At 69.0% G+C, this 19,616-nt stretch carries 19 protein-coding genes; 17 read left to right on the top strand and 2 right to left on the bottom strand.

The genetic code is table 11. The features are described 5' to 3' along the window. Positions 1-12 precede the first annotated feature (12 nt). Positions 13-1,077 (bottom strand): diguanylate cyclase, encoded by a 1,065-nt coding sequence (locus ASF94_RS12785; protein WP_056666734.1) that lies wholly within the window; start codon positions 1,075-1,077, stop codon positions 13-15. A gap of 196 nt (positions 1,078-1,273) precedes the next feature. Between ASF94_RS12785 and ASF94_RS12780 the strand changes: the two genes are divergently transcribed. From ASF94_RS12780 to nudB, 11 genes are all read left to right on the top strand, one after another. Then, a complete protein-coding gene (locus ASF94_RS12780) occupies positions 1,274-1,708 on the top strand; it encodes a gamma-butyrobetaine hydroxylase-like domain-containing protein (RefSeq protein WP_056666730.1) in 435 nt (144 codons plus the stop codon). A gap of 272 nt (positions 1,709-1,980) precedes the next feature. Beyond that, the gene (gene ubiE, locus ASF94_RS12775) at positions 1,981-2,712 is read left to right on the top strand and encodes a bifunctional demethylmenaquinone methyltransferase/2-methoxy-6-polyprenyl-1,4-benzoquinol methylase UbiE (RefSeq protein ID WP_056666727.1); all 732 of its coding nucleotides are present in this window, start codon (positions 1,981-1,983) and stop codon (positions 2,710-2,712) included. A 40-nt stretch (positions 2,713-2,752) separates the two neighbouring features. Beyond that, positions 2,753-3,793: a Tim44 domain-containing protein gene (locus ASF94_RS12770; RefSeq protein ID WP_056666724.1), complete on the top strand. Its 1,041-nt coding sequence runs from the start codon at positions 2,753-2,755 to the stop codon at positions 3,791-3,793. A gap of 101 nt (positions 3,794-3,894) precedes the next feature. Further along, complete coding sequence (locus tag ASF94_RS12765; protein WP_056666721.1) at positions 3,895-4,488, top strand: hypothetical protein; 594 nt, start codon at positions 3,895-3,897, stop codon at positions 4,486-4,488. Further along, positions 4,485-6,050, top strand: a complete 1,566-nt coding sequence (gene ubiB / locus ASF94_RS12760; RefSeq protein WP_056666718.1) for a ubiquinone biosynthesis regulatory protein kinase UbiB — start codon at positions 4,485-4,487, stop codon at positions 6,048-6,050. The genes ASF94_RS12765 and ubiB overlap by 4 nt, the downstream gene beginning before the upstream one ends. Positions 6,051-6,150: 100 nt before the next feature. After that, positions 6,151-7,599, top strand: a complete 1,449-nt coding sequence (locus ASF94_RS12755; RefSeq protein ID WP_056666716.1) for a sodium:solute symporter family protein — start codon at positions 6,151-6,153, stop codon at positions 7,597-7,599. A gap of 124 nt (positions 7,600-7,723) precedes the next feature. After that, complete coding sequence (locus ASF94_RS12750) at positions 7,724-8,041, top strand: FmdB family zinc ribbon protein (protein ID WP_056666713.1); 318 nt, start codon at positions 7,724-7,726, stop codon at positions 8,039-8,041. A gap of 43 nt (positions 8,042-8,084) precedes the next feature. Beyond that, positions 8,085-8,705, top strand: coding sequence for a DUF502 domain-containing protein (locus ASF94_RS12745; protein ID WP_056666710.1), 621 nt, complete (start codon positions 8,085-8,087; stop codon positions 8,703-8,705). Positions 8,706-8,790: 85 nt separating this feature from the next. After that, positions 8,791-10,605, top strand: coding sequence for an aspartate--tRNA ligase (gene aspS / locus ASF94_RS12740; RefSeq protein WP_056666706.1), 1,815 nt, complete (start codon positions 8,791-8,793; stop codon positions 10,603-10,605). A 116-nt stretch (positions 10,606-10,721) separates the two neighbouring features. Beyond that, the gene (locus ASF94_RS12735) at positions 10,722-11,561 is read left to right on the top strand and encodes a CsgG/HfaB family protein (RefSeq protein WP_056666704.1); all 840 of its coding nucleotides are present in this window, start codon (positions 10,722-10,724) and stop codon (positions 11,559-11,561) included. Positions 11,562-11,598: 37 nt separating this feature from the next. Beyond that, a complete protein-coding gene (gene nudB, locus ASF94_RS12730; protein WP_056666702.1) occupies positions 11,599-12,096 on the top strand; it encodes a dihydroneopterin triphosphate diphosphatase in 498 nt (165 codons plus the stop codon). 179 nt (positions 12,097-12,275) lie between these two features. Here nudB and ASF94_RS12725 read toward each other — a convergent pair whose 3' ends face one another. After that, positions 12,276-14,045, bottom strand: a complete 1,770-nt coding sequence (locus ASF94_RS12725) for a response regulator (protein WP_056666699.1) — start codon at positions 14,043-14,045, stop codon at positions 12,276-12,278. Between the two features lie 402 nt (positions 14,046-14,447). Between ASF94_RS12725 and clsB the strand changes: the two genes are divergently transcribed. The 6 genes from clsB (at position 14,448) to ASF94_RS12695 (ending at position 19,612) form a co-directional block, all read left to right on the top strand. Further along, positions 14,448-15,653 carry a cardiolipin synthase ClsB gene (gene clsB, locus ASF94_RS12720; RefSeq protein WP_056667259.1) on the top strand — a complete coding sequence of 402 codons (1,206 nt, stop codon included), beginning with the start codon at positions 14,448-14,450 and terminating at the stop codon, positions 15,651-15,653. 159 nt (positions 15,654-15,812) lie between these two features. After that, positions 15,813-16,538, top strand: a complete 726-nt coding sequence (gene folE / locus ASF94_RS12715; protein ID WP_056666696.1) for a GTP cyclohydrolase I — start codon at positions 15,813-15,815, stop codon at positions 16,536-16,538. Positions 16,539-16,541: 3 nt separating this feature from the next. Further along, entirely contained in the window at positions 16,542-16,964 is a 423-nt protein-coding gene (locus ASF94_RS12710) for a BLUF domain-containing protein (RefSeq protein ID WP_056666694.1), read from the top strand. Between the two features lie 67 nt (positions 16,965-17,031). Then, positions 17,032-17,913, top strand: coding sequence for a DMT family transporter (locus ASF94_RS12705; protein ID WP_056666690.1), 882 nt, complete (start codon positions 17,032-17,034; stop codon positions 17,911-17,913). A gap of 13 nt (positions 17,914-17,926) precedes the next feature. Continuing rightward, positions 17,927-18,895, top strand: a complete 969-nt coding sequence (locus ASF94_RS12700) for a DUF429 domain-containing protein (RefSeq protein ID WP_082493233.1) — start codon at positions 17,927-17,929, stop codon at positions 18,893-18,895. Positions 18,896-18,973: 78 nt separating this feature from the next. Continuing rightward, a complete protein-coding gene (locus ASF94_RS12695) occupies positions 18,974-19,612 on the top strand; it encodes a LysE family translocator (RefSeq protein WP_056666687.1) in 639 nt (212 codons plus the stop codon). Positions 19,613-19,616 lie beyond the last annotated feature (4 nt).

The raw sequence follows: 19,616 nt of genomic DNA, 5'->3' as shown, positions 1-19,616 counted from the left end.
CAGGGCGGCCGTTCAGCCGGCGCCGCTGCCGGCGACCGTCACGCGGTTGCGCCCGGCCTGCTTGCTTTGGTAGAGCGCGCCGTCGGCCCGGGCGATGGCGCCGGACAGCGACTCGTCGCCCCGCACCTCGCACACCCCCAGGGAGAGTGTCGCGGTGAGCGGCGCGCCGGCTGGGTGAGTGGCATGGCCCGCCACGGCGCAGCGGATGCGCTCGGCCACCGATTGCGCGTCCTCCAGGGAGGTGTCCGGCAGCAGCACCAGGAACTCCTCGCCGCCCCACCGCGCCACCATGTCCTGAGCCCGGCTTGCGCCGCGCAGCAGCTCGGCCGTACTCACCAGCACCTGGTCGCCGGCATCGTGGCCATGGCGGTCGTTGATCTGCTTGAAGTGGTCAATGTCCGCGATGACGAGGGCCGTGGGCCGGCCTGCGGCACGCGCCCGCACCAGGGTCTGCTCGGCGCGGGCGATCAGGCTGCGGCGGTTGGACAGGCCCGTCAACGGATCGGTGGCAGCCTGGGCCTGCAGCTGCGCCTCTGCCCGGCGCACGGTGGCGTAGTAGAAGCGGGCCGTGTAGGCCGCCATGCAGAACACCACGGCCACATTGAAGCCATGCACCACGGCCAGGCCATGGTCGGTGAGCGGCATCTGCGCGCCGGCATGGTGCGACAACGCATGCAGCCCGAGATAGAAACCGAACAGCACCAGCAGGAGCAGGGCGGGGCGTGCCAGATGGCGGGCGCTGACGGTGATGGCGGGGATGAACATCAGCAGGTAGTAGTGAAACCCGCTGTCCCATCCGATGAGCCAGGTGCCCAGCGCGGCATGGCCCGTCACCTCCAGCCAGATCAGCAGCAGGGCGGCGCTGTTGGCTCGGCGCAGCAGCAGCCAGTAGGCGGTGGCGTAGAGCGCCATGCTGAGCACGTTGAGCCAGGCCAGCAGGGGCGAGCCCAACGCCAGGAACAGCGGCAGGAACGCCAGGTCCACCCCGGCCGCCATCACGGTGACGCGCCGCGACATGATCCAGAACGCCTTGTGCGCGAGGCTGGGTTGCGTCGCCGGAGGGGAAGTCGCTTGCATGAACGATGAGGGTGGGGCTTGCCTTGCAAGCAAAGGTAACCGCGATGGTCGGGAGGGTCAATGCCCGCAGGGGCCGCTGCCGCCTGCCCTTGGGGCTGGGCGCGGCCGGCGTGGCCGATCTTGCGGGCGCGGTGTGACAATGCGGGCCGTTCTCTTTCCCCCAGTCAGTTCCACAGCAAGGACAGGTGCAATCTCCATGGCAGGTTTGACCGCAGGCGCTCCCACGCCGCAAGCAATCACGGTGCACGGCGCCTCGCGCGTGCTGGAAGTCACATTCTCCGACGGCGCGGCCTTCCGCATTCCCTTCGAGCTGATGCGCGTGTATTCGCCCTCGGCCGAGGTGCAGGGCCATGGCCCCGGCCAGGAGGTGCTGCAGACCGGCAAGCGCGACGTGACGCTGGTGTCGCTGGAGCCCGTGGGCAACTACGCGGTCAAGCCCACGTTCTCCGACGGCCACGACAGCGGCATCTTCTCGTGGGACTACCTCTACCAGCTGGGCCGCGAAGAAGCGGCGCTCTGGAACGACTACGCAGCGCGGCTCGCGGCGGCCGGCGTGGACCGCGATGCGCCCATGGCAGCCAAGCCGGCCGGCGGCCATGCCCACGGCCACGGCTGCGGCGGCGGGCACTGAGCGAGCAAGCTACGCGCGCATCACCGCGCCGCGCGCAACGCATGGCCCGGTGCGCACCGGGCCCCGCGCACCGGGCGCTGCCGCCCATCCCGGCGACACGTCTGCACGTCCTTTGCACGTCCCTTGCACGTCCCTTGCACGTCCCTGGGCAGGCCTCCTGGCACATCGTCGGCACGTTCCAGGGGCATCTTTCAACCTGCAAGCGACAGATGCCCCAGGCCCCCAGGGGGTTGTCGCTGTACGCCCCCCGGGCCGGCGCCTAACATCGGGGCATGAGCACCACGCATTTCGGTTTCCAATCGGTCGACGAGCAGGACAAGGCGCGCCACGTGCGCGGCGTGTTCGATTCGGTCGCTTCCAAGTACGACGTCATGAACGACCTGATGTCGGCAGGCCTGCATCGCGCCTGGAAGGCCTATACGGTCATGGTCGCGAACCTGCGCGAAGGAAGCCAGGTGCTGGACATTGCTGGCGGCACGGGCGACCTCGCACGCGCCTTCGCCCGCAAGGTCGGCACCACCGGCCGGGTGGTGCACACCGACATCAACGAGTCCATGCTGCGCGTCGGCCGCGACCGCCTGATCGACGAAGGCCTGGTGCTGCCCACGCTGGTCTGCGATGCGGAGCGGCTGCCGTTTCCCGACGCGCATTTCGACGTGGTGAGCGTGGCCTTCGGCCTGCGCAACATGACCCACAAGGACGTGGCCATCGCCGAGATGTGCCGCGTGCTCAAGCCCGGCGGCCGGCTGCTGGTGCTGGAATTCTCCAAGGTCGCCAAGCCGCTCGAAAAAGCCTACGACTGGTATTCGTTCAAGGTGCTGCCGCGCCTGGGCAAGCTGGTGGCAGGCGACGACGCCAGCTACCGTTACCTGGCCGAGTCGATCCGCATGCATCCGGGGCAGGAGGAGCTCAAATCCCTCATGCAGCAAAATGGCTTTGGACATGTGGACTATCACAACATGACTGGCGGAATGGTGGCGCTGCATGTTGGAATCAAGTGCTGACCCGCGCGCGCGGGCTCGATAAAGATCAACAGGAGATGACATGATGAAACTCTGGTCCGTGGTTCTGGTCGCGATGCTTGCCGTCGCGCATGGCGATGCGGACGCCAAGCGCATGGGCGGCGGCAAGTCGCTGGGCAAGCAGTCCAGCAATGTCACGCAGCGCGAGTCCGCAACGCCGCCCGCCACGCCCGGTGCGCCCGCGCAGAACGTCACCAACAACGCCGCTGCGGCCAAGCCGGCCACGGCGGCTGCCGCACCTGCCGCTGCCGCCAAGAAGCCCTGGGGCGCCATGCTCGGCGGCCTGGCGGCCGGGCTGGGCCTGGCCTGGCTGGCCCACTCGCTGGGCATGGGCGAGGCCTTCGGCCAGTTCCTCTTGATCGCCCTGATGGTGGCGGCGGTGGCGGTCGTGATCGGCCTGGTGATGCGCTCGCGCAAGTCGGCCAGCGCGCCGCAGGCCCGGTCGCCCTTCGCCTTCCAGGGCGCGGCGGCTGGCGCTGGCGCGACCTCGCCCGCCGACGCCCAGGTGCCTCGCCAGTACAGCCCGTCCAACGTCGGCAACGACGCGTCCGCCCGCCCCTGGGAGCGCGGCACAATGGCGTTCGACTCGTCGCGCCAGGCAGCGGCAACCGGCGCCGCCGGTGCCTCCGGCGTGGTGATTGGCTCGGCCCTGGCGGGCTCGCAGAACTGGGGCGTGCCGGAAGGCTTCGACACGCAGGGTTTCCTGGCTGCGGCCAAGCGCAACTTCACCACGCTGCAGGCCGCATGGGACAGCTCCGACATCAGCACGCTGCGCTCGATGATGACCGACAGCATGCTGGAGGAGATCCGCACCCAGCTGCGCGAGCGCGAGACGCACCGCGATGCCAATCAGCCCAACTACACCGAGGTGGTCATGCTCGAGGCGCAATTGCTGGGCATCGAAGACCTGGGCGACGGCTACATGGCCAGCGTCGAGTTCTCCGGCATGATCCGCGAGGAAGCCTCGGCCGGCCCGAGCCCGTTCCGCGAAGTCTGGAACATGACCAAGCCCAAGAGCGGCTCGAGCGGCTGGCTGGTGGCGGGCGTGCAGGCGCTGCAGTGATCCTGTGAGGGCGCGCCGCACGGCGCGGCGCCCGATGGCCGTGGGGCAGTGGGGTCAAAGCCCGCGTGCACTGCGGCCAGTTCAGGGAATAATCGGGGACTATGGCAACACAGTCCCCTTTTTCGTTCCTGGACGGTCTTTTCGAACGCCTCGTCAGTGGTCCGCAGCCGCCGCAGTGGCTGGTTCACGAAGTCCAGCACCGCGCCGTGCTGTTTCTGAACCATGTGCTGATGCAGGAACCCCAGGCGATGGAGCGGCTGGCCCGCCAGCGCGCAAGGGTGGCCCATGTGCAGTGGCGCTCCTACTCGGTGGCGCTGTTGATCACGCCCGCCGGCCTGCTCGACCTGGCCCCGGCTGGGTCCACGCCCGACCTGCGGCTGGAGATCACCGAAACCTCTCCCCTGTCGCTGGCGCAGACCGCGTTGCGGGGTGACAAGCCCACCATCCGCATCGAAGGCGACGTGCAACTGGCGGCCGAGATCAACTGGCTGGTGGACCACGTGCGCTGGGACGTCGAGGAAGACCTGGCGCGGTTGATCGGCGATGCCCCCGCGCATGCGGTGGGCTCGGTGGCGCGCCGCGTGGCGCAGGCGCTGCGCAACTTCGTCGGTTCGCGCATGGCGGCCGGCACGGCAGGCAACGGCGCCGCCGGCAGCCCGGCGGCATCGGCCGGCAGCGACAGCGCCGCACCATGAGCCGGTATTTCCGCGGCCTCACCATCGTCTGGGTGGCGCTGCGCTACGGCCTGGACGAGCTGGTGCTGACCAGCTTCCAGCGGCCCTGGCTGCGCCTGCTGGCGCGCACCATTTCCATCGGCCGCGACCTGCGGGCGCCGCGCGGCCAGCGGCTGCGCGAGGCGCTGGAAAGCCTGGGGCCGATCTTCGTGAAGTTCGGCCAGGTGCTGTCCACCCGCCGCGACCTGCTGCCGCCCGACATCGCCGACGAACTGGCACTGCTGCAGGACCGAGTGCCGCCGTTCGATTCGAAGATCGCCATCTCCACCATCGAGCGGGCCTTCCGCCGCCGCGTGGACGAGGTGTTCGTGGCGTTCGACCCGGTGCCCATCGCCAGCGCGTCCATCGCGCAGGTGCACTTCGCCGTGATCCGCGACCGCCAGGGGCAGGAGCGCGAGGTGGCGGTGAAGGTGCTGCGCCCGGGCATGCTGCCCATCATCGAGAACGACCTGGCGCTGATGCGTATGATGGCCGGCTGGGTGGAGAGCCTGTCGGCCGACGGCAAGCGGCTCAAGCCCCGCCAGGTGGTGGCCGAGTTCGACAACTACCTGCACGACGAGCTGGACCTGGTGCGCGAGGCCTCGAACGCCGCCCAGCTGCGCCGCAACATGCAGGGGTTGGAGCTGGTCGAGATTCCGGAGATCTTCTGGGACTTCTGCCATTCCGACGTGCTGGTGATGCAGCGCATGAAGGGCGTGCCGATCAACCAGATCGAGCGCCTGCGCGCCGCCGGAGTCGACATTCCCAAGCTCGCGCGCGACGGCGTGACCATCTTCTTCACGCAGGTGTTCCGCGACGGGTTCTTCCACGCCGACATGCACCCGGGCAACATCCAGGTCAGCCTGGAGCCCGAGACCTTCGGCCGCTACATCTCGCTCGACTTCGGCATCGTCGGCACGCTGACCGAATTCGACAAGGAATACCTGGCGCAGAACTTCACGGCCTTCTTCCGCCGCGACTACAAGCGCGTGGCCGAACTGCACATCGAAAGCGGCTGGGTGCCGGCGACCACGCGGGTCAACGACCTGGAGGGCGCGATCCGCGCCGTGTGCGAGCCGTACTTCGACCGCCCGCTCAAGGAAATCTCGCTGGGCATGGTGCTGATGCGGCTCTTCCAGACCTCGCGCCGCTTCCATGTGGAGATCCAGCCGCAGCTGGTGCTGCTGCAAAAGACGCTGCTCAACATCGAGGGCCTGGGCCGCCAGCTCGATCCGGAACTGGATCTGTGGAGCACCGCCAAGCCGTTTCTGGAAAAGTGGATGCTCGAGCAGATGGGCCCGCAGCGCCTGTGGCACGAACTGAAGGCGGAGGCTCCCCACTTCGCCAAGATGCTGCCCGAACTGCCCCGGCTGCTGCACGCCTACCTGCGCCACCGGCCGCATGAAACCCAGCGCGAGCTCAAGGAGCTGCTGCAGAGCCAGAAGCAGACCAACCGGCTGCTGCAGGGGCTGGTCTACGGTGGCCTGGGTTTTGCATTGGGACTGCTGGCCATGCAGTTGCTGGTGCGCGTGCGGATCTTCTGACGGATTCGCTGCACGCGCTCCGGCGTTTTCCTCTCCGTTTCCGTTTCCGTCGTTCGACGCCACCCCCCTCCACCCACTTCGCGACATCGAGGAGCATGCCGTGCTGTTGACCCTGGTCATTGCCTACCTGTTGATCACCATCGCCATCGGCCTGGTCGCCGCGCGCCGGGTCAACAACACGACCGATTTCGCCATCGCCGGGCGCAACCTGCCGATGTTCATGATCATCACCACGACCTTCGCCACCTGGTTCGGCTCCGAGATCGTGCTGGGGGTGCCGGCGAAGTTCATCGAGGGCGGGCTGCACAACGTGGTGGAAGACCCGTTCGGCGCGGGCATGTGCCTGATCCTGGTGGGGCTGTTCTTCGCGGGCAAGCTCTACCGCATGACGCTGCTGACCATCAGCGACTACTACCGCGAGCGCTACGGCCGCGTGATCGAGGTGGCCTGCTCCCTGATCATCATGCTGAGCTACCTGGGCTGGGTCTCGGCCCAGGTCACCGCGCTGGGGCTGGTGTTCAACCTGCTGTCGGGCGGGGCGCTGAGCATTCCCGTGGGCATGACCATCGGGGTGGTGTCCATCCTGGCCTATACGCTCTTCGGCGGCATGTGGTCGGTGGCGGTGACCGATTTCCTGCAGATGATCATCCTGGTGGTGGGCCTGCTGATCCTGGCCTTCTTCGCCGGCGACATGGCGGGCGGTGCCGGCAAGGTCATCGACCTGGCGGTGAGCCGCGATCTGTTCAAGTTCCTGCCCGAGCCCACCTTCCACGACATCGTGTTCTTCTTCGCGGCGGCCATCACCATCATGCTGGGCTCGATTCCGCAGCAGGACGTGTTCCAGCGGGTGATGTCCGCCAATTCGGTCAAGGCGGCCACCCGGGGCACGGTGATCGGCGGCAGCGCCTACATTCTGTTCGCCTTCGTGCCCATGTTCATGGTGGTGAGCGCGCTGATCATCATGCCGGAGCGAGCCCAGGCCCTGCTGGCCGAAGACCCGCAGAAGGTGCTGCCCACGCTGGTGATGGAGAAGATGCCGTTCGTCATGCAGGTGCTGTTCTTCGGCGCGCTGCTGTCGGCCATCAAGTCGTGCGCATCGGCCACCCTGCTGGCACCCAGCGTCACCTTCACCGAGAACATCTGGCGCCAGTTCCGCCCGGCAGGCAGCGACCGCGAGAACCTGCTGACCATGCGCATCAGCGTGCTGGTGTTCAGCATCGCCGTGCTGGCCTACTCCATCCGCATGCAGGGCACGCCCATCTACGAGCTGGTCTCGGGTGCCTACCAGGTGCCGCTGGTGGGCGCCTTCGTGCCGCTGGTGGCGGGGCTTTATTGGAAGCGCGCCAGCACCCAGGGCGCCGTCTGCGCGGTGGTGATGGGTATCGGTGTCTGGATCGCCGGGCTGACCATGGCTTGGGGTTCCGTGTTCCCGGCGCAGCTGGCAGGCGTGCTGGGGGCGGGCCTGGGCATGGTGGCCGGCTCGCTGCTGCCGCAGTGGCTGGGCGATACGCGCACGCCGCACCGGCTGGTGCCCGAGGGCTCTGCCTGAACGGTGACCGGTGACCGGCGGGCGACGTCCGGCGCGGCCGGGCGCCAGGTGGGCGAGGGTGGTGCACCGGCCGCGCCACCTATAATCGCCGGTTTTGCATTCCTCGCCCCGCGCCGAGCATCCGATGCCAATTTATGCCTACAAATGCGGCTCCTGTGGTCATGCCAAGGACGTGCTGCAAAAAATGTCCGACCAGCCCCTCACGGTGTGCCCTGCCTGCGGCGCCGAGGCGTTCTCCAAGCAGCTGACGGCCGCAGGCTTCCAGCTCAAGGGCTCCGGCTGGTACGCGACCGACTTCAAGAACAGCGGTAGCGCGCCCACGCCGCCGGCCGCCAGCAGCCCAGCTGCGGCGGGCGACGCCGCCCCGGCAGCTGCCGCCACGCCGGCGGCTGCGCCGGCCCCCGCGCCGGCCGCGTCCGCGCCCAGCGCCCCTGCGGCCTGACTCCCGTTCCCTTCACCCCACTTCACGTACTGCGTCTGCCCGAATGTCTGCTTTGCGCAAATGGTTGCTGACCGGCCTGCTGGTCATCGTGCCCGGTGTCATCACCGCCTGGGTCCTGAACTGGATCGTCAGCACGCTCGACCAGACCTTGCAGATCCTGCCGATCTCCTGGCAGCCGGACCGCCTGCTGGGCTTCCACATTCCCGGCTTCGGCGTGCTGCTCACGCTCGCCATCCTGCTGGTGGTGGGGGCGCTCGCCAGCAACTTCGCCGGCCGCAAGCTGGTGGAGTGGGGCGATTCGCTGGTCAGCCGCATCCCGGTGGTGCGCTCGATCTACTCCAGCGTCAAGCAGGTCTCCGATACGCTGTTCTCCGAGAGCGGCAACGCCTTTCGCACCGCGGTGCTGGTGCAGTGGCCGCGCGAGGGGGTGTGGACGGTGGCTTTCGTCACCGGCACGCCCAGCGGCGAGGTGGCTGCCTACCTGCGCGATGAATTCGTCAGCGTGTACGTGCCCACCACGCCCAACCCCACGGGCGGCTACTTCGTGATCCTGCGCAAGAGCGACTGCATCGAGCTGGACATGAGCGTGGACTCCGCCTTGAAATACATCGTCTCGATGGGTGTGGTGGCGCCACCGGACCCGGTCGTGCCCGAAGCCAAGTAAGCCCTTTTGTTGCCGTGCGCCCTGACCGAGGGCGCCTGGAAAAACCCTTGTCGCGCCGATCCCGGCGCAGGAAGACTGAAATCCCATGGCCATGCGTTCCCACTATTGCGGTCTCGTCACCGACGCCCTCCTGGGCCAAACCGTCACCCTCGCAGGCTGGGTGAACCGCCGGCGCGACCACGGCGGCGTGATCTTCATCGACCTGCGCGACCGCGAAGGCTCGGTGCAGGTGGTGTGCGACCCCGACCGTGCCGACATGTTCAAGACCGCCGAGGGCGTGCGCAACGAGTTCTGCGTGCAGATCAAGGGCCTGGTGCGCGCCCGCCCCGAGGGCACGACCAACGACAACCTCAAGAGCGGCAAGATCGAGGTGCTGTGTCACGAGCTGAACGTGCTCAACCCCTCCGTCACGCCACCCTTCCAGATCGACGAGGAGAACCTGTCGGAAACCACGCGCCTCACCCACCGCGTGCTGGACCTGCGCCGTCCGTACATGCAGAACAACCTGATGCTGCGCTACCGCGTGTCGATGGAGGTGCGCAAGTTCCTCGACGCCAACGGCTTCGTGGACATCGAGACCCCCATGCTCACCAAGAGCACGCCCGAAGGCGCGCGCGATTACCTGGTGCCCAGCCGCGTGCACGACGGGCAGTTCTTCGCGCTGCCGCAGTCGCCCCAGCTGTTCAAGCAGCTGCTGATGGTGGCCGGCTTCGACCGCTACTACCAGATCACCAAGTGCTTCCGCGACGAAGACCTGCGCGCCGACCGTCAGCCTGAATTCACCCAGATCGATATCGAGACATCGTTCATGGAAGAGCAGGACATCCGCGACATGTTCCAGGGCATGATCAAGACGGTGTTCCAGAACACGCTGGGCGTGGATCTGGGCGAATTCCCGGTCATGACGTACCAGGACGCCGCCTACCGCTACGGCTCCGACAAGCCCGACCTGCGCGTCAAGCTCGAATTCACCGAACTGACCGAGGTGATGAAGGACGTGGACTTCAAGGTCTTCTCCGGCGCCGCCAACATGAAGGGCGGCCGCGTGGTGGCCCTGCGCGTGCCCGGTGGCGCGCGCGAAGCGGGCGGCCTCTCGCGCGGCGAGATCGACGGCTACACCGAGTTCGTGAAGATCTACGGCGCCAAGGGCCTGGCCTACATCAAGGTGAACGAGCTGGCCAAGGGCCGTGACGGTCTGCAGTCGCCCATCGTGAAGAACATCCACGACGCGGCCATCGCCGAGATCCTCAAGCGCACGGGCGCGCAGGACGGCGACCTGCTGTTCTTCGGCGCCGACAAGGAAAAGGTCGTCAACGACGCCATCGGCGCGCTGCGCATCAAGATCGGCCACAGCGAATTCGGCAAGAAGAACGGCCTCTTCGAAGACCGTTGGGCGCCGCTCTGGGTGGTGGACTTCCCGATGTTCGAGCACGACGAGGAAAACGACCGCTGGGTCGCCGTGCACCACCCCTTCACCGCCCCCAAGGACGGCCACGAAGACTACATGGTCACCGCGCCGGAGAAGTGCATCTCCAAGGGCTACGACATGGTGCTGAACGGCTGGGAAATGGGCGGCGGCTCCGTCCGCATCCACCGCGCCGACGTGCAGCAGAAGGTGTTCGACGCCCTGAAGATCACGCCCGAGGAAGCGCAGCAGAAGTTCGGCTTCCTGCTGGACGCGCTGCAGTACGGCGCGCCGCCGCACGGTGGCCTGGCGTTCGGCCTGGACCGCATCGTCACGCTGATGACCGGCGCCGAATCCATCCGCGACGTGATCGCCTTCCCCAAGACGCAGCGTGCCCAGTGCCTGCTGACCCAGGCACCGAGCCCGGTGGACGAAAAGCAGCTGCGCGAGCTGCACATCCGCCTGCGCAACCCCGACGCCGCCAAGGCCGCCTGACGCTGCCGCCCATGCCCGTGTGCCGGGCAGGCGGACACGAAGCGGCAGGAGCGCCATGTTCCTGCCGCTTTTTTCATGCTTCCCAGGCTGTTCCCAGCCATCCCAAGGTGACCTGAATGCGGACGACCCCTCGACTCCCGGCAGCGCCGCTGGCACTGGCCGTATTGGCCGCTGCGGCCCTGCTGGCCGGCTGCGGCGAAAAGAAGACCGAGCTTGGCCAGGGCGGCTCCGTCGTCACCGGCTCGGCCGGCCCCCAGGGCGCGCAGAACGCATCGCGCGAACTGGTGCGCTGCGATGCGCCCGTGGCCACGCTGGCGCTGGCGGAGAACCCGAACGGCTACATCATGTCGTCCCAATACCAGCTGCCGCCGTCGCCCGTGCCGCTGGTCAAGCTGCTGGCGCAGCAGAGCGGGTGCTTTCGCGTGGTGGACCGGGCGGCCGGCCTGCGCGGCACCGTGCAGGAGCAGGACCTGAAGGAAGCCGGCGTGCTGCGGCCCAATTCCACGGTGAAGAAGGGCCGGGGCTACGAGGCGCAGTTCACCCTCACCCCCAGCTTGACCTTCAGCGAGCAGGACGCGGGCCGCGGACTGGCCGGGGTCATCGCCATGATTCCGGTGCTGCGCGACATCGCCGGCCTGGCGGGGCTGGTGGAGCAGGTGAAGTTCAAGGAAGCGCAGACCGCCCTGCTGCTGTCCGACAACGAAACCACCGAGCAGGTGGCGGCCGCCACCGGCGCCGCCCGCTCCACCGACCTGGGCGTGGGCGGGCTGGTGTTCGGCAGGCTCGGCGGCGCGGCGGGCACGGGCTGGAGCAACACCAACGAAGGCAAGGTGATCGCCGCCGCCTTCCTGGACGCCCACAACCAGCTGGTCGCCCAGGTGCGCACCCTGCAGGCGAAGGAGCTGCCGCCCCAGGTGCCAACGCACGGCCGCCAGCCGGCAGCGGCGGGCGGTTGAGCGCGGCAGCATCGGCCTGGCAGCAAACGCCCCAGCGATGACCGGCTACGCGGCGCCCTTCAAGATTCCCGAATCGGTGCTGGTGGTGATCCACACGCCCGCGTGGGAGGTGCTGCTGATCCGCCGGGCGGGTGATGACGATCACTGGCAGTCGGTCACCGGCAGCAAGGACTGGCCCGAAGAGCCCTTCGAAGCCGCAGCCCGCCGCGAGGTGATGGAGGAAACCGGCATCGACACCCAGGCCCCCGGCTGTCTGCTGACCGACTGGGCGCTGGAGAACGTCTACGACATCTGGCCCCAGTGGCGCCACCGCTATGCGCCGGGCGTGGTGCGCAACCGCGAACGGCTCTTCGGCCTCCGCGTTCCGCCGGGCACGCCGGTGCGGCTGAACCCGCGCGAGCACCTGCGCTGGCGCTGGCTGCCCTGGCGCGAAGCGGCGGATGCCTGCTTTTCGCCGTCGAACGCAGAGGCCTGCCTGATGCTGCCGCGCTTCAGTCCACCGATGGGCGGAGGTGGCGCCGGCCTGGCGCGTTGACCGATTCCAGGCGGTTTTGGGCATTTGCGCTTGATACATATGGGTTTGTTGCTATAAAAACAATAGCAATTCGGATGCGTTGCCGCTGGGGCTGGTGGAACTGCTGGACCCGCTTGACCCGCCTGACCCGCTGGACCTGCCGGAACTGCTGCTGCGTTGGTGGCAGTTCAGCCGCCCGGTCATGCAGCCGGCCGCAACTGCAGCGCGGCCAGTGCCGTCAGCGGGTCGCCCGGCCCGGCACGGGGCATGGCGCCATCGCCTGCCACGGCCGTTTCCGCGATCGGCGCCACCCGGCGTGACGACGCTTCCGGCGCCGTGCGGGTGCGCAATACCAGTTCGCCCGCCTTGCGCTGGCCGCCTTCGCCCAGCACGGCGCGGGCGGCACCTGCGCCACAGGCCTGCCGCAACTGGTCGATGGTGGCCTGGTGGGCCTCCGCGTCGGCGATGCGGGCGGCGTGGCGGGTCAGCATCTGCTGCGCAATGTCCAGCAGCTTGGTGTTGAGCGTGGCCTCCACCCTGGCCAGCAGCAGCGTGATGGCGCCGGCCTGGTCGCCGCCCAGGCTCTGCGCCACCGCGGTCTCGGCCGACTTGTTGACCTGCAGCAGGCAGTCGCGCAGCGTCTGCGCGTTCTCGGAGTACATCTGGCAGGCATTGGCCAGCAGTTCGGTGAGGCCCCGGGTGTTGGTGAAGCGCAGGCCGATGGCCAGCACCCAGCCCGGCCCCTCCGGCAGCGAGATCGAGGTGGCGGCCAGCACCGACAGCAGCGCGGCCATGTTGCAGGCGGCCTCGAAGTCGAATTCGCTGTCCAGCACGTCCTGCCCCAGCATCCGCACGCTGGCCACCGCCTGCACCACCTGGCGCTGCTGGATCTGCTGCAGCGCCCGCACCACCGACTGGAAGCGCAGGATGCGCGGGCTGTCCGGGTGCCGCTCGATGATGCGCACGAAGTCGGCCATGCACCGCTCCAGCCCCTTGCGGTCGTTGTCGGCGAAATACTGGAAGGCCAGCAGCACCAGCGACTGGTAGTCGAACAGCTTGGAGTCGATGCCCAGGATGGCGGCGCGCGACAGCGCCTTGGCGGCCGTTTCGCGGTCGCCCATGTAGTGGGCCATCATGCCCAGCTTTTGCAGCCGGGCGATGGAGTCGGGCGTGACGCTGCTGGCCAGGCGGTAGGTGGCCAGCGCCTCGTCGAACTGGCCGGTTTCCACCTGCGCGCGGCCCAGCACGTCGTAGGCGTCGGCAAACGATGCGTCTTCGCCCAGCAGGCCCTGCAGGGTGGTGATGGAGCGGGGCGCCTGGCCCGATTCCAGCTGCGCGCGGGCCACGCCCAGCCGCGCCCAGGGCAGGGCGCGGGTTTCGATCACCGCCTCGAAGAGTTTGCGGGCGGCGTCGTGCCGGCCCAGCCGCAGCAGCAGCTCGGAGCCGATGCGCGCCGCGTACAGCCAGTAGGGTTTGCGCTGCTCGAACCGCTCCACGCACAGCGCTGCCGCGCCCTCGAAGTCCTCCCGCCCGATCGCCTCGAAGATCGGCTGCAGGTGCGTCTTGCGCAGCCGGGCGCTGGACAGGCGCTCGAACATCGTGCTGGGGGTGAAGGGCTTGAGCAGGTAGCCGTCCAGCGCCGATTCGGCGGCCTCGGCGACGGCGGCGTAGGACGCCTCGGCCGTGACCATGAAGAACACGGTGGAAAAGGGCAGCAGCTGCGCGCGGCGCAGATCGTCCAGCAGCGTCTGGCCCGACTGGCCCTCGGCAAAATACTGCTCGCACAGCACGTAGTCGAACACCGTGTGCTCGAGCCGCGAGCGCGCATCCTGCACGCGGCTGCACTGCATCACGCGCGTCACGCCGTATTCGCGCAGCTGCGACACGAGGATGCTGCGCGACGTGGCGTTGCCGTCGATGACCAGGGCCCGGGTTTCTGGGCCTGGCTGGGCGGAGTAGGTGAGGTTCATGGACGGCGGCGCGCGCGGGCGTGCCGCAAGTTGAATAGCGCAGTGTAGGGAAAGCCGGGGCAATCGGATACAGGTGGATACGTCTGTTCCGAAAAAGCCTCGCGCGGGGGCGCCACGAGGCTGCGACACAATCGCGGCCATGCCCACCCCCGCCCAGCCGCCCCGCCATGCCCTCTGCCGCCCGTCTGCCGATGGGCATGGGGAAGTCCGCGCGCGGCCGGGTGGCCTGGCGGGACTGGCTGACCTGGGCGGCCGAGGTGGGCTGGGGCGCCTTGGCGGCCAGAAGGCAGGCCCGTCACCCTGCCCGGGCCGGCCGCGGGCAGCGGAGTTCCGCGCGTGACGGCGGCGGAGGGGGGCGCGCGGCGCGGCAACCCGTTCCGGCGGCGCCGCAAGGCCGCCCCGGTGTGCGATGACCACCGGATCGACCTGCTTCAGGGCGCGGGCGAATACTTCGAGGCGCTGATCCGCGACATGGATGCCGCGCTGTCCGACATCCAGTTCGAAACCTACATCTTCGACTGCACCGGCGCCGGCGCCGAGGTGGCCGAAGCCTTCATCCGCGCGGCACGGCGCGGCGTGCGGGTGCATGTGGCGGTGGACGGCGTGGGCTGCATGGGTGGGCTGCCTTCGCCCTGGCCCGAGCGAATGACCCAGGCCGGCGTGCAGTGGCAGGTGTATTCGGCGCCGGGGCGCTTCGGCCTGCTCTGGCCCAAGCGCTGGCGCCGGCTGCACCGCAAGCTCTGCGTCATCGACGGCTGCGTGCTGTATTGCGGCGGCATCAACGTGCTCGACGACTTCCACGACCCCAACCACGGCGCGCTCCAGGCGCCCCGGTTCGACTTTGCCGTGCGCGTGGTGGGCAGCCTGGTGGCCGAGGCCAGCGACACCATGGAGCAGCTCTGGTGGCGCATGCAGGCCGTGCGCGACGCGCGCCGGCACCGGCTGGGCGACGCGCTGGCCGACCTGCGGGCCGCCAGCGCCGCCCGGCTGGCGGCCGAGCACGCGGCGCGCCAGTCCCAGGGCATGCGGGCCCTGCTGGTGCTGCGCGACAACGTGCGGCACCGCTCCCGCATCGAGCAGGCCTATCTGCGCGCCATCGGTACCGCCCGGCACGAGATCATCATCGCCAACGCCTATTTCATGCCGGGCGCCAGGCTGCGCCGCGCCCTGGTGCGGGCCGCACGGCGGGGCGTGCGGGTGCAGCTGCTGCTGCAGGGGCGCTACGAATACTTCATGCAATACCACGCGGCGCGGCCGGTCTACGGCGTGCTGCTGGAGGCCGGCGTCGAGATCCACGAATACTCGCCCAGCTTCCTGCACGCCAAGGTGGCCGTGGTCGATGCCGGGGGCGAGCGGCCTTGGGCGACGGTGGGTTCGTCCAACCTCGATCCGCTCTCCATGCTGCTGGCGCGCGAGGCCAACGTGGTGGTGGAGGACGCGGCCTTCGCGAGGGACCTGCGCGACCGGCTGGTGCACGCGATGGACCACGCGGGCGAGCAGCTCGGCCCGGCCTGCTATGCCGGCCGGCCCTGGCGCCAGCGCCTGCTGGACCGCGTGGCCTTCGGGCTGATGCGGGCCGCCCTCTGGGTGACCGGCCATCGCTACTGAGCCGGCGGCGGGCCGGTGGGCAGCACGGCCGGCACCGCTTGCGCCGGGTTGGCAGGCTTTTGCTATCAAAATAATAGCTAGAAGTGCTTTGTTTATGGGCGCAGCAGGCCAAAAACCCTTGCACTCCCGCGCTGCCGCTTCGCTGGTACCATCGCCGCCATGCTGAAAGAACTCATCGCCGCCGATAACGCCGCGTCGTCCGCCGAGGGCACGCCGGTGTCCGTCAAGATCCGCGAACGGCTGGTAGCGGCCCGCAAGCGGTTCAACGCCAACGACAACATCGCCCCGTTCATCGAGCCGGGCGAGCTGGAGCTGCTGCTCGACGAGGTCGAAGCCAAGATGCAGGGCGTGCTCGACAGCATGGTCATCGACACCGCCACCGACCACAACACGCACAACACTGCCCGGCGCGTGGCCAAGATGTACCTGAACGAGGTCTTCAAGGGCCGCTACGTGCCGCAGCCGCCGATCACCGAATTCCCCAACGCCGAGCACCTGAACGAGCTGATGATCGTCGGCCCGATCACCGTGCGCAGCGCCTGCAGCCACCACCTCTGCCCGGTCATCGGCAAGATCTGGATCGGTGTGCTGCCCAACGAACACACCAACGTCATCGGCCTGTCGAAGTACGCGCGGCTGGTGGACTGGGTCATGGGCCGCCCGCAGATCCAGGAAGAGGCCGTGGTCCAGCTGGCCGACCTCATCATGGACAAGACGCAGCCGGACGGCCTGGCCATCGTGATGGAGGCGAGCCACTTCTGCATGTCCTGGCGCGGCGTGCGCGAGATGGACAGCAAGATGCTCAATTCCGTCATGCGCGGCGTTTTCCTGAAGGACCCGGCGCTGCGCCGCGAATTCCTCTCCCTCATCCCCGGAAGGAACTGACCCATGCTGGTTCGCCTGCTCTACGCCAGCCGCGCGGTCGACACCTCGCCCGCCGCCATCGAGGCCATCCTCGCGCAGTCCCGCTCGCACAACCCGCCCAGCGGCATCACCGGCGTGCTCTGCTACGGCGGCGGCGTGTTCCTGCAGGCCATCGAGGGCGGGCGCTCGGCCGTCAGCGCGCTCTATGCGCACATCCAGCGCGACCCGCGCCACAAGGACGTCGAGCTGCTGCACTTCGAGGAAATCGACGAGCGCCGCTTCGGCGGCTGGACGATGGGGCAGGTCAACCTCTCGCGCATCAACCATTCCATCTTGCTGAAGTATTCCGAGAAGCCCGAACTCGACCCGTACGCGGTCTCGGGCAAGGTGTCCTACGCGCTGCTCGAAGAGCTGATGGCCACGGCGTCCATCATCGGCCGCCACTGAGCCTGGCGGGCCGCCCGCTCCAGCGGCCTTCGCCCCGGCCCGCGCGGCCGGGACGCGCTTCCCATCCATGTCGCTGCAGGCATTCGCACTCATCATTCTGGCTGGGCTGATCCATGCCTGCTGGAACATCGCGGCCAAGAAGGCCGGGGGCGATGCGCGCTTCGCCTTCTTCACCTCGGCGCTGATGATGTTCATCTGGGCTCCGCTGGGCTGGTGGATGGGGCGCGACGTGGTGCCCGGCTGGGGCCGCACCGAATGGGGTTTCGTCGTCGCCAGCGGGCTGTTGCACGTGGGCTACTACGTCATCTTGCTGCGTGGCTACCGGAAGGCGGACCTGACCGTGGTGTACCCGCTCGCACGCGGCTCCGGGCCGCTGCTGTCGTCGCTGGTCGCCATCAGCTTTCTGGGCGAGCGCATCTCGGCGCTGGGCGCATTCGGCATCGCGGGCGTGGTCGGCGGGGTGTTCCTGATCGCGGGCGGGCCGGCGCTGCTGCGCGCCGCGCACGACCCGGCGGCACGCCAGCGGGTGCATGCGGGCATCTTCTACGGCGTGCTGACGGGCGTCTTCATCGCCAGCTACACGGTGGTGGACGGCTACGCCGTCAAGATGCTGCTGATGTCGCCCATCCTCATCGACTACATGGGCAACTTCGTGCGGGTGGGCGTGCTGGCGCCCACCGTGCTGCGCGACCGCGCCACCGCGCTGCGGCTCTGGCGGCTGCAGTGGCGCTTCGCCCTGCTGGTCGCCGCCGTCAGCCCGGTGGCCTATGTGCTGGTGCTCTACGCGATGAAGGAGGCCCCGCTGTCGCACGTCGCGCCGGCCCGCGAGGTGTCGATGCTGTTCGCCGCGCTGATCGGCGGGCACCTGCTGGGCGAAGGCGACCGGCTGGCGCGCATCGCCGGGGCGGTGCTGATCGCGGCCGGCGTGACGGCGCTGGCGCTGGGCTAGGGACTTGTCCGCCATGACCGGCACCAACACCACCACCACCGCCACCGCCACCGCCACCGCCACCGCCACCGCCACCGCCACCGCCGCCACCGCGACCGTCACGGCCACGGCCACGGCCACGGCCACGGACCCTGCCTCCGGCACGCTGCTGCTCGGCTGCGATTTCTCCAGCAGCCCCAGCCGCACCAAGCCCATCGTGCTGGCGCTGGGCCAGGCCCGCGCTGGCCGGGTGGTACTGGCAGGGCTGGAGCGATTCACCACGCTGGCCGCCTTCGGTGCCTGGCTGGCCGCGCCGCGCTCCTGGGTCGGCGGGTTCGACCTGCCTTTCGGCCTGCCGCGCCCGCTGCTCAGCCAGTTGGGCTGGCCGCTCAGCTGGCGGGCCAGCATGGAGCACTACCGCCGGCTGACACGCCCGCAGATCCGCGACACCTTCGCGGCGTTCTGCCAGGCCCGGCCGGTGGGCGGCAAGTTCGCCCACCGGGCGACGGACGGGCCGGCGGGCTCCAGCCCGTCGATGAAATGGGTCAATCCACCGGTCGCCTACATGCTGCACGCCGGCCTGCCGCTGCTGCTGGACGCGGGCGTTCAGCTGCCGGGCCTGCACCCGGGCGACCCGTCGCGCGTCGCGCTGGAGGCCTACCCCGGGCTGCTGGCGCGCGAAGTGCTGGGGCGGCGCAGCTACAAGAGCGACGACCGGCAGCGCCAGACCCCCGACCGCCTGATCGCCCGCCGCGACCTGATCGAGGCGCTGGAGCTGGGCCGCACCCGGCTCGGTCTGCGCCTGAAAGTCAGCCATGCGCAGCGCGATGCCCTGGCCGGCGATGCCAGCGGCGACAGCCTCGACGCGGTGCTCTGCCTGATCCAGGCGGCCTGGGCCGCGCAGCGCCATGCGCAGGGGGACGCGCTCTACGGACTGCCGCCGGGGCTGGACCCGCTGGAGGGCTGGATCGTCACCGCCCCCTGGCCGTCCGACGCGCACTGAAACGGCCGGCTTTCGCTACCATCGCTGCCTGGCGGGGCGCAGTCCGCGCACCGCAGGCAACCGGGGAGCTTTCGCACCATGACCTTCGCCCAATGGCTGCTGTTTTGCGGCGTCTCGCTGCTGATGTGCTTCACCCCCGGCCCCGCCGTGCTGCTGGCCGTGTCCAACTCGGTGGACGTGGGGGCGCGTCGCACGGCGTTCAGCTCGCTGGGCAGCGCCATCGGCATCTTCACGGTGTCGGGCCTGGCGATGCTGGGCATGGGCGCGGTGCTGAGCGTGTCGGCCCATGCCTTTCTGGCGCTCAAGATCGCCGGCGCGATCTATCTGGTCTGGCTGGGCGTGAAGCGCTGGCGCAGCCCCGACCCGCTCATCAGCCGCCAGGCGGGCGCGGCCACCGGGCAGCGCCGGGAGCGCAAGAACTGGCAGCTGGTTCTGCAGGGGCTGGGCGTGTCGCTCACCAACCCCAAGGCGATTCTTTTCTTCTCGGCGCTGTTTCCGCAGTTCATCGTGCCCGATGCGCCGCTCTTCACCCAGTACCTGGTGCTGACCACCACCTTCGCCGTGCTGGCGCTGGTGTCGCATGCCTTCTATGTGGCGCTGATGGCGCTGGTGAACGACTATGTGGCCTCCCGCTCCCGGCTGTTCAACCGCCTCGTGGGCGGCACCTTCATCGGGCTGGGGCTGGCGCTGCTGCAGACCCGGCACAAGGTCGGCTGAAAGC

It is taken from the genome of Acidovorax sp. Leaf160 (genome assembly GCF_001424265.1).
Classification (GTDB): Bacteria; Pseudomonadota; Gammaproteobacteria; order Burkholderiales; family Burkholderiaceae_C; genus Paracidovorax.
This window is presented reverse-complemented; position numbering and strand designations above follow the sequence as displayed.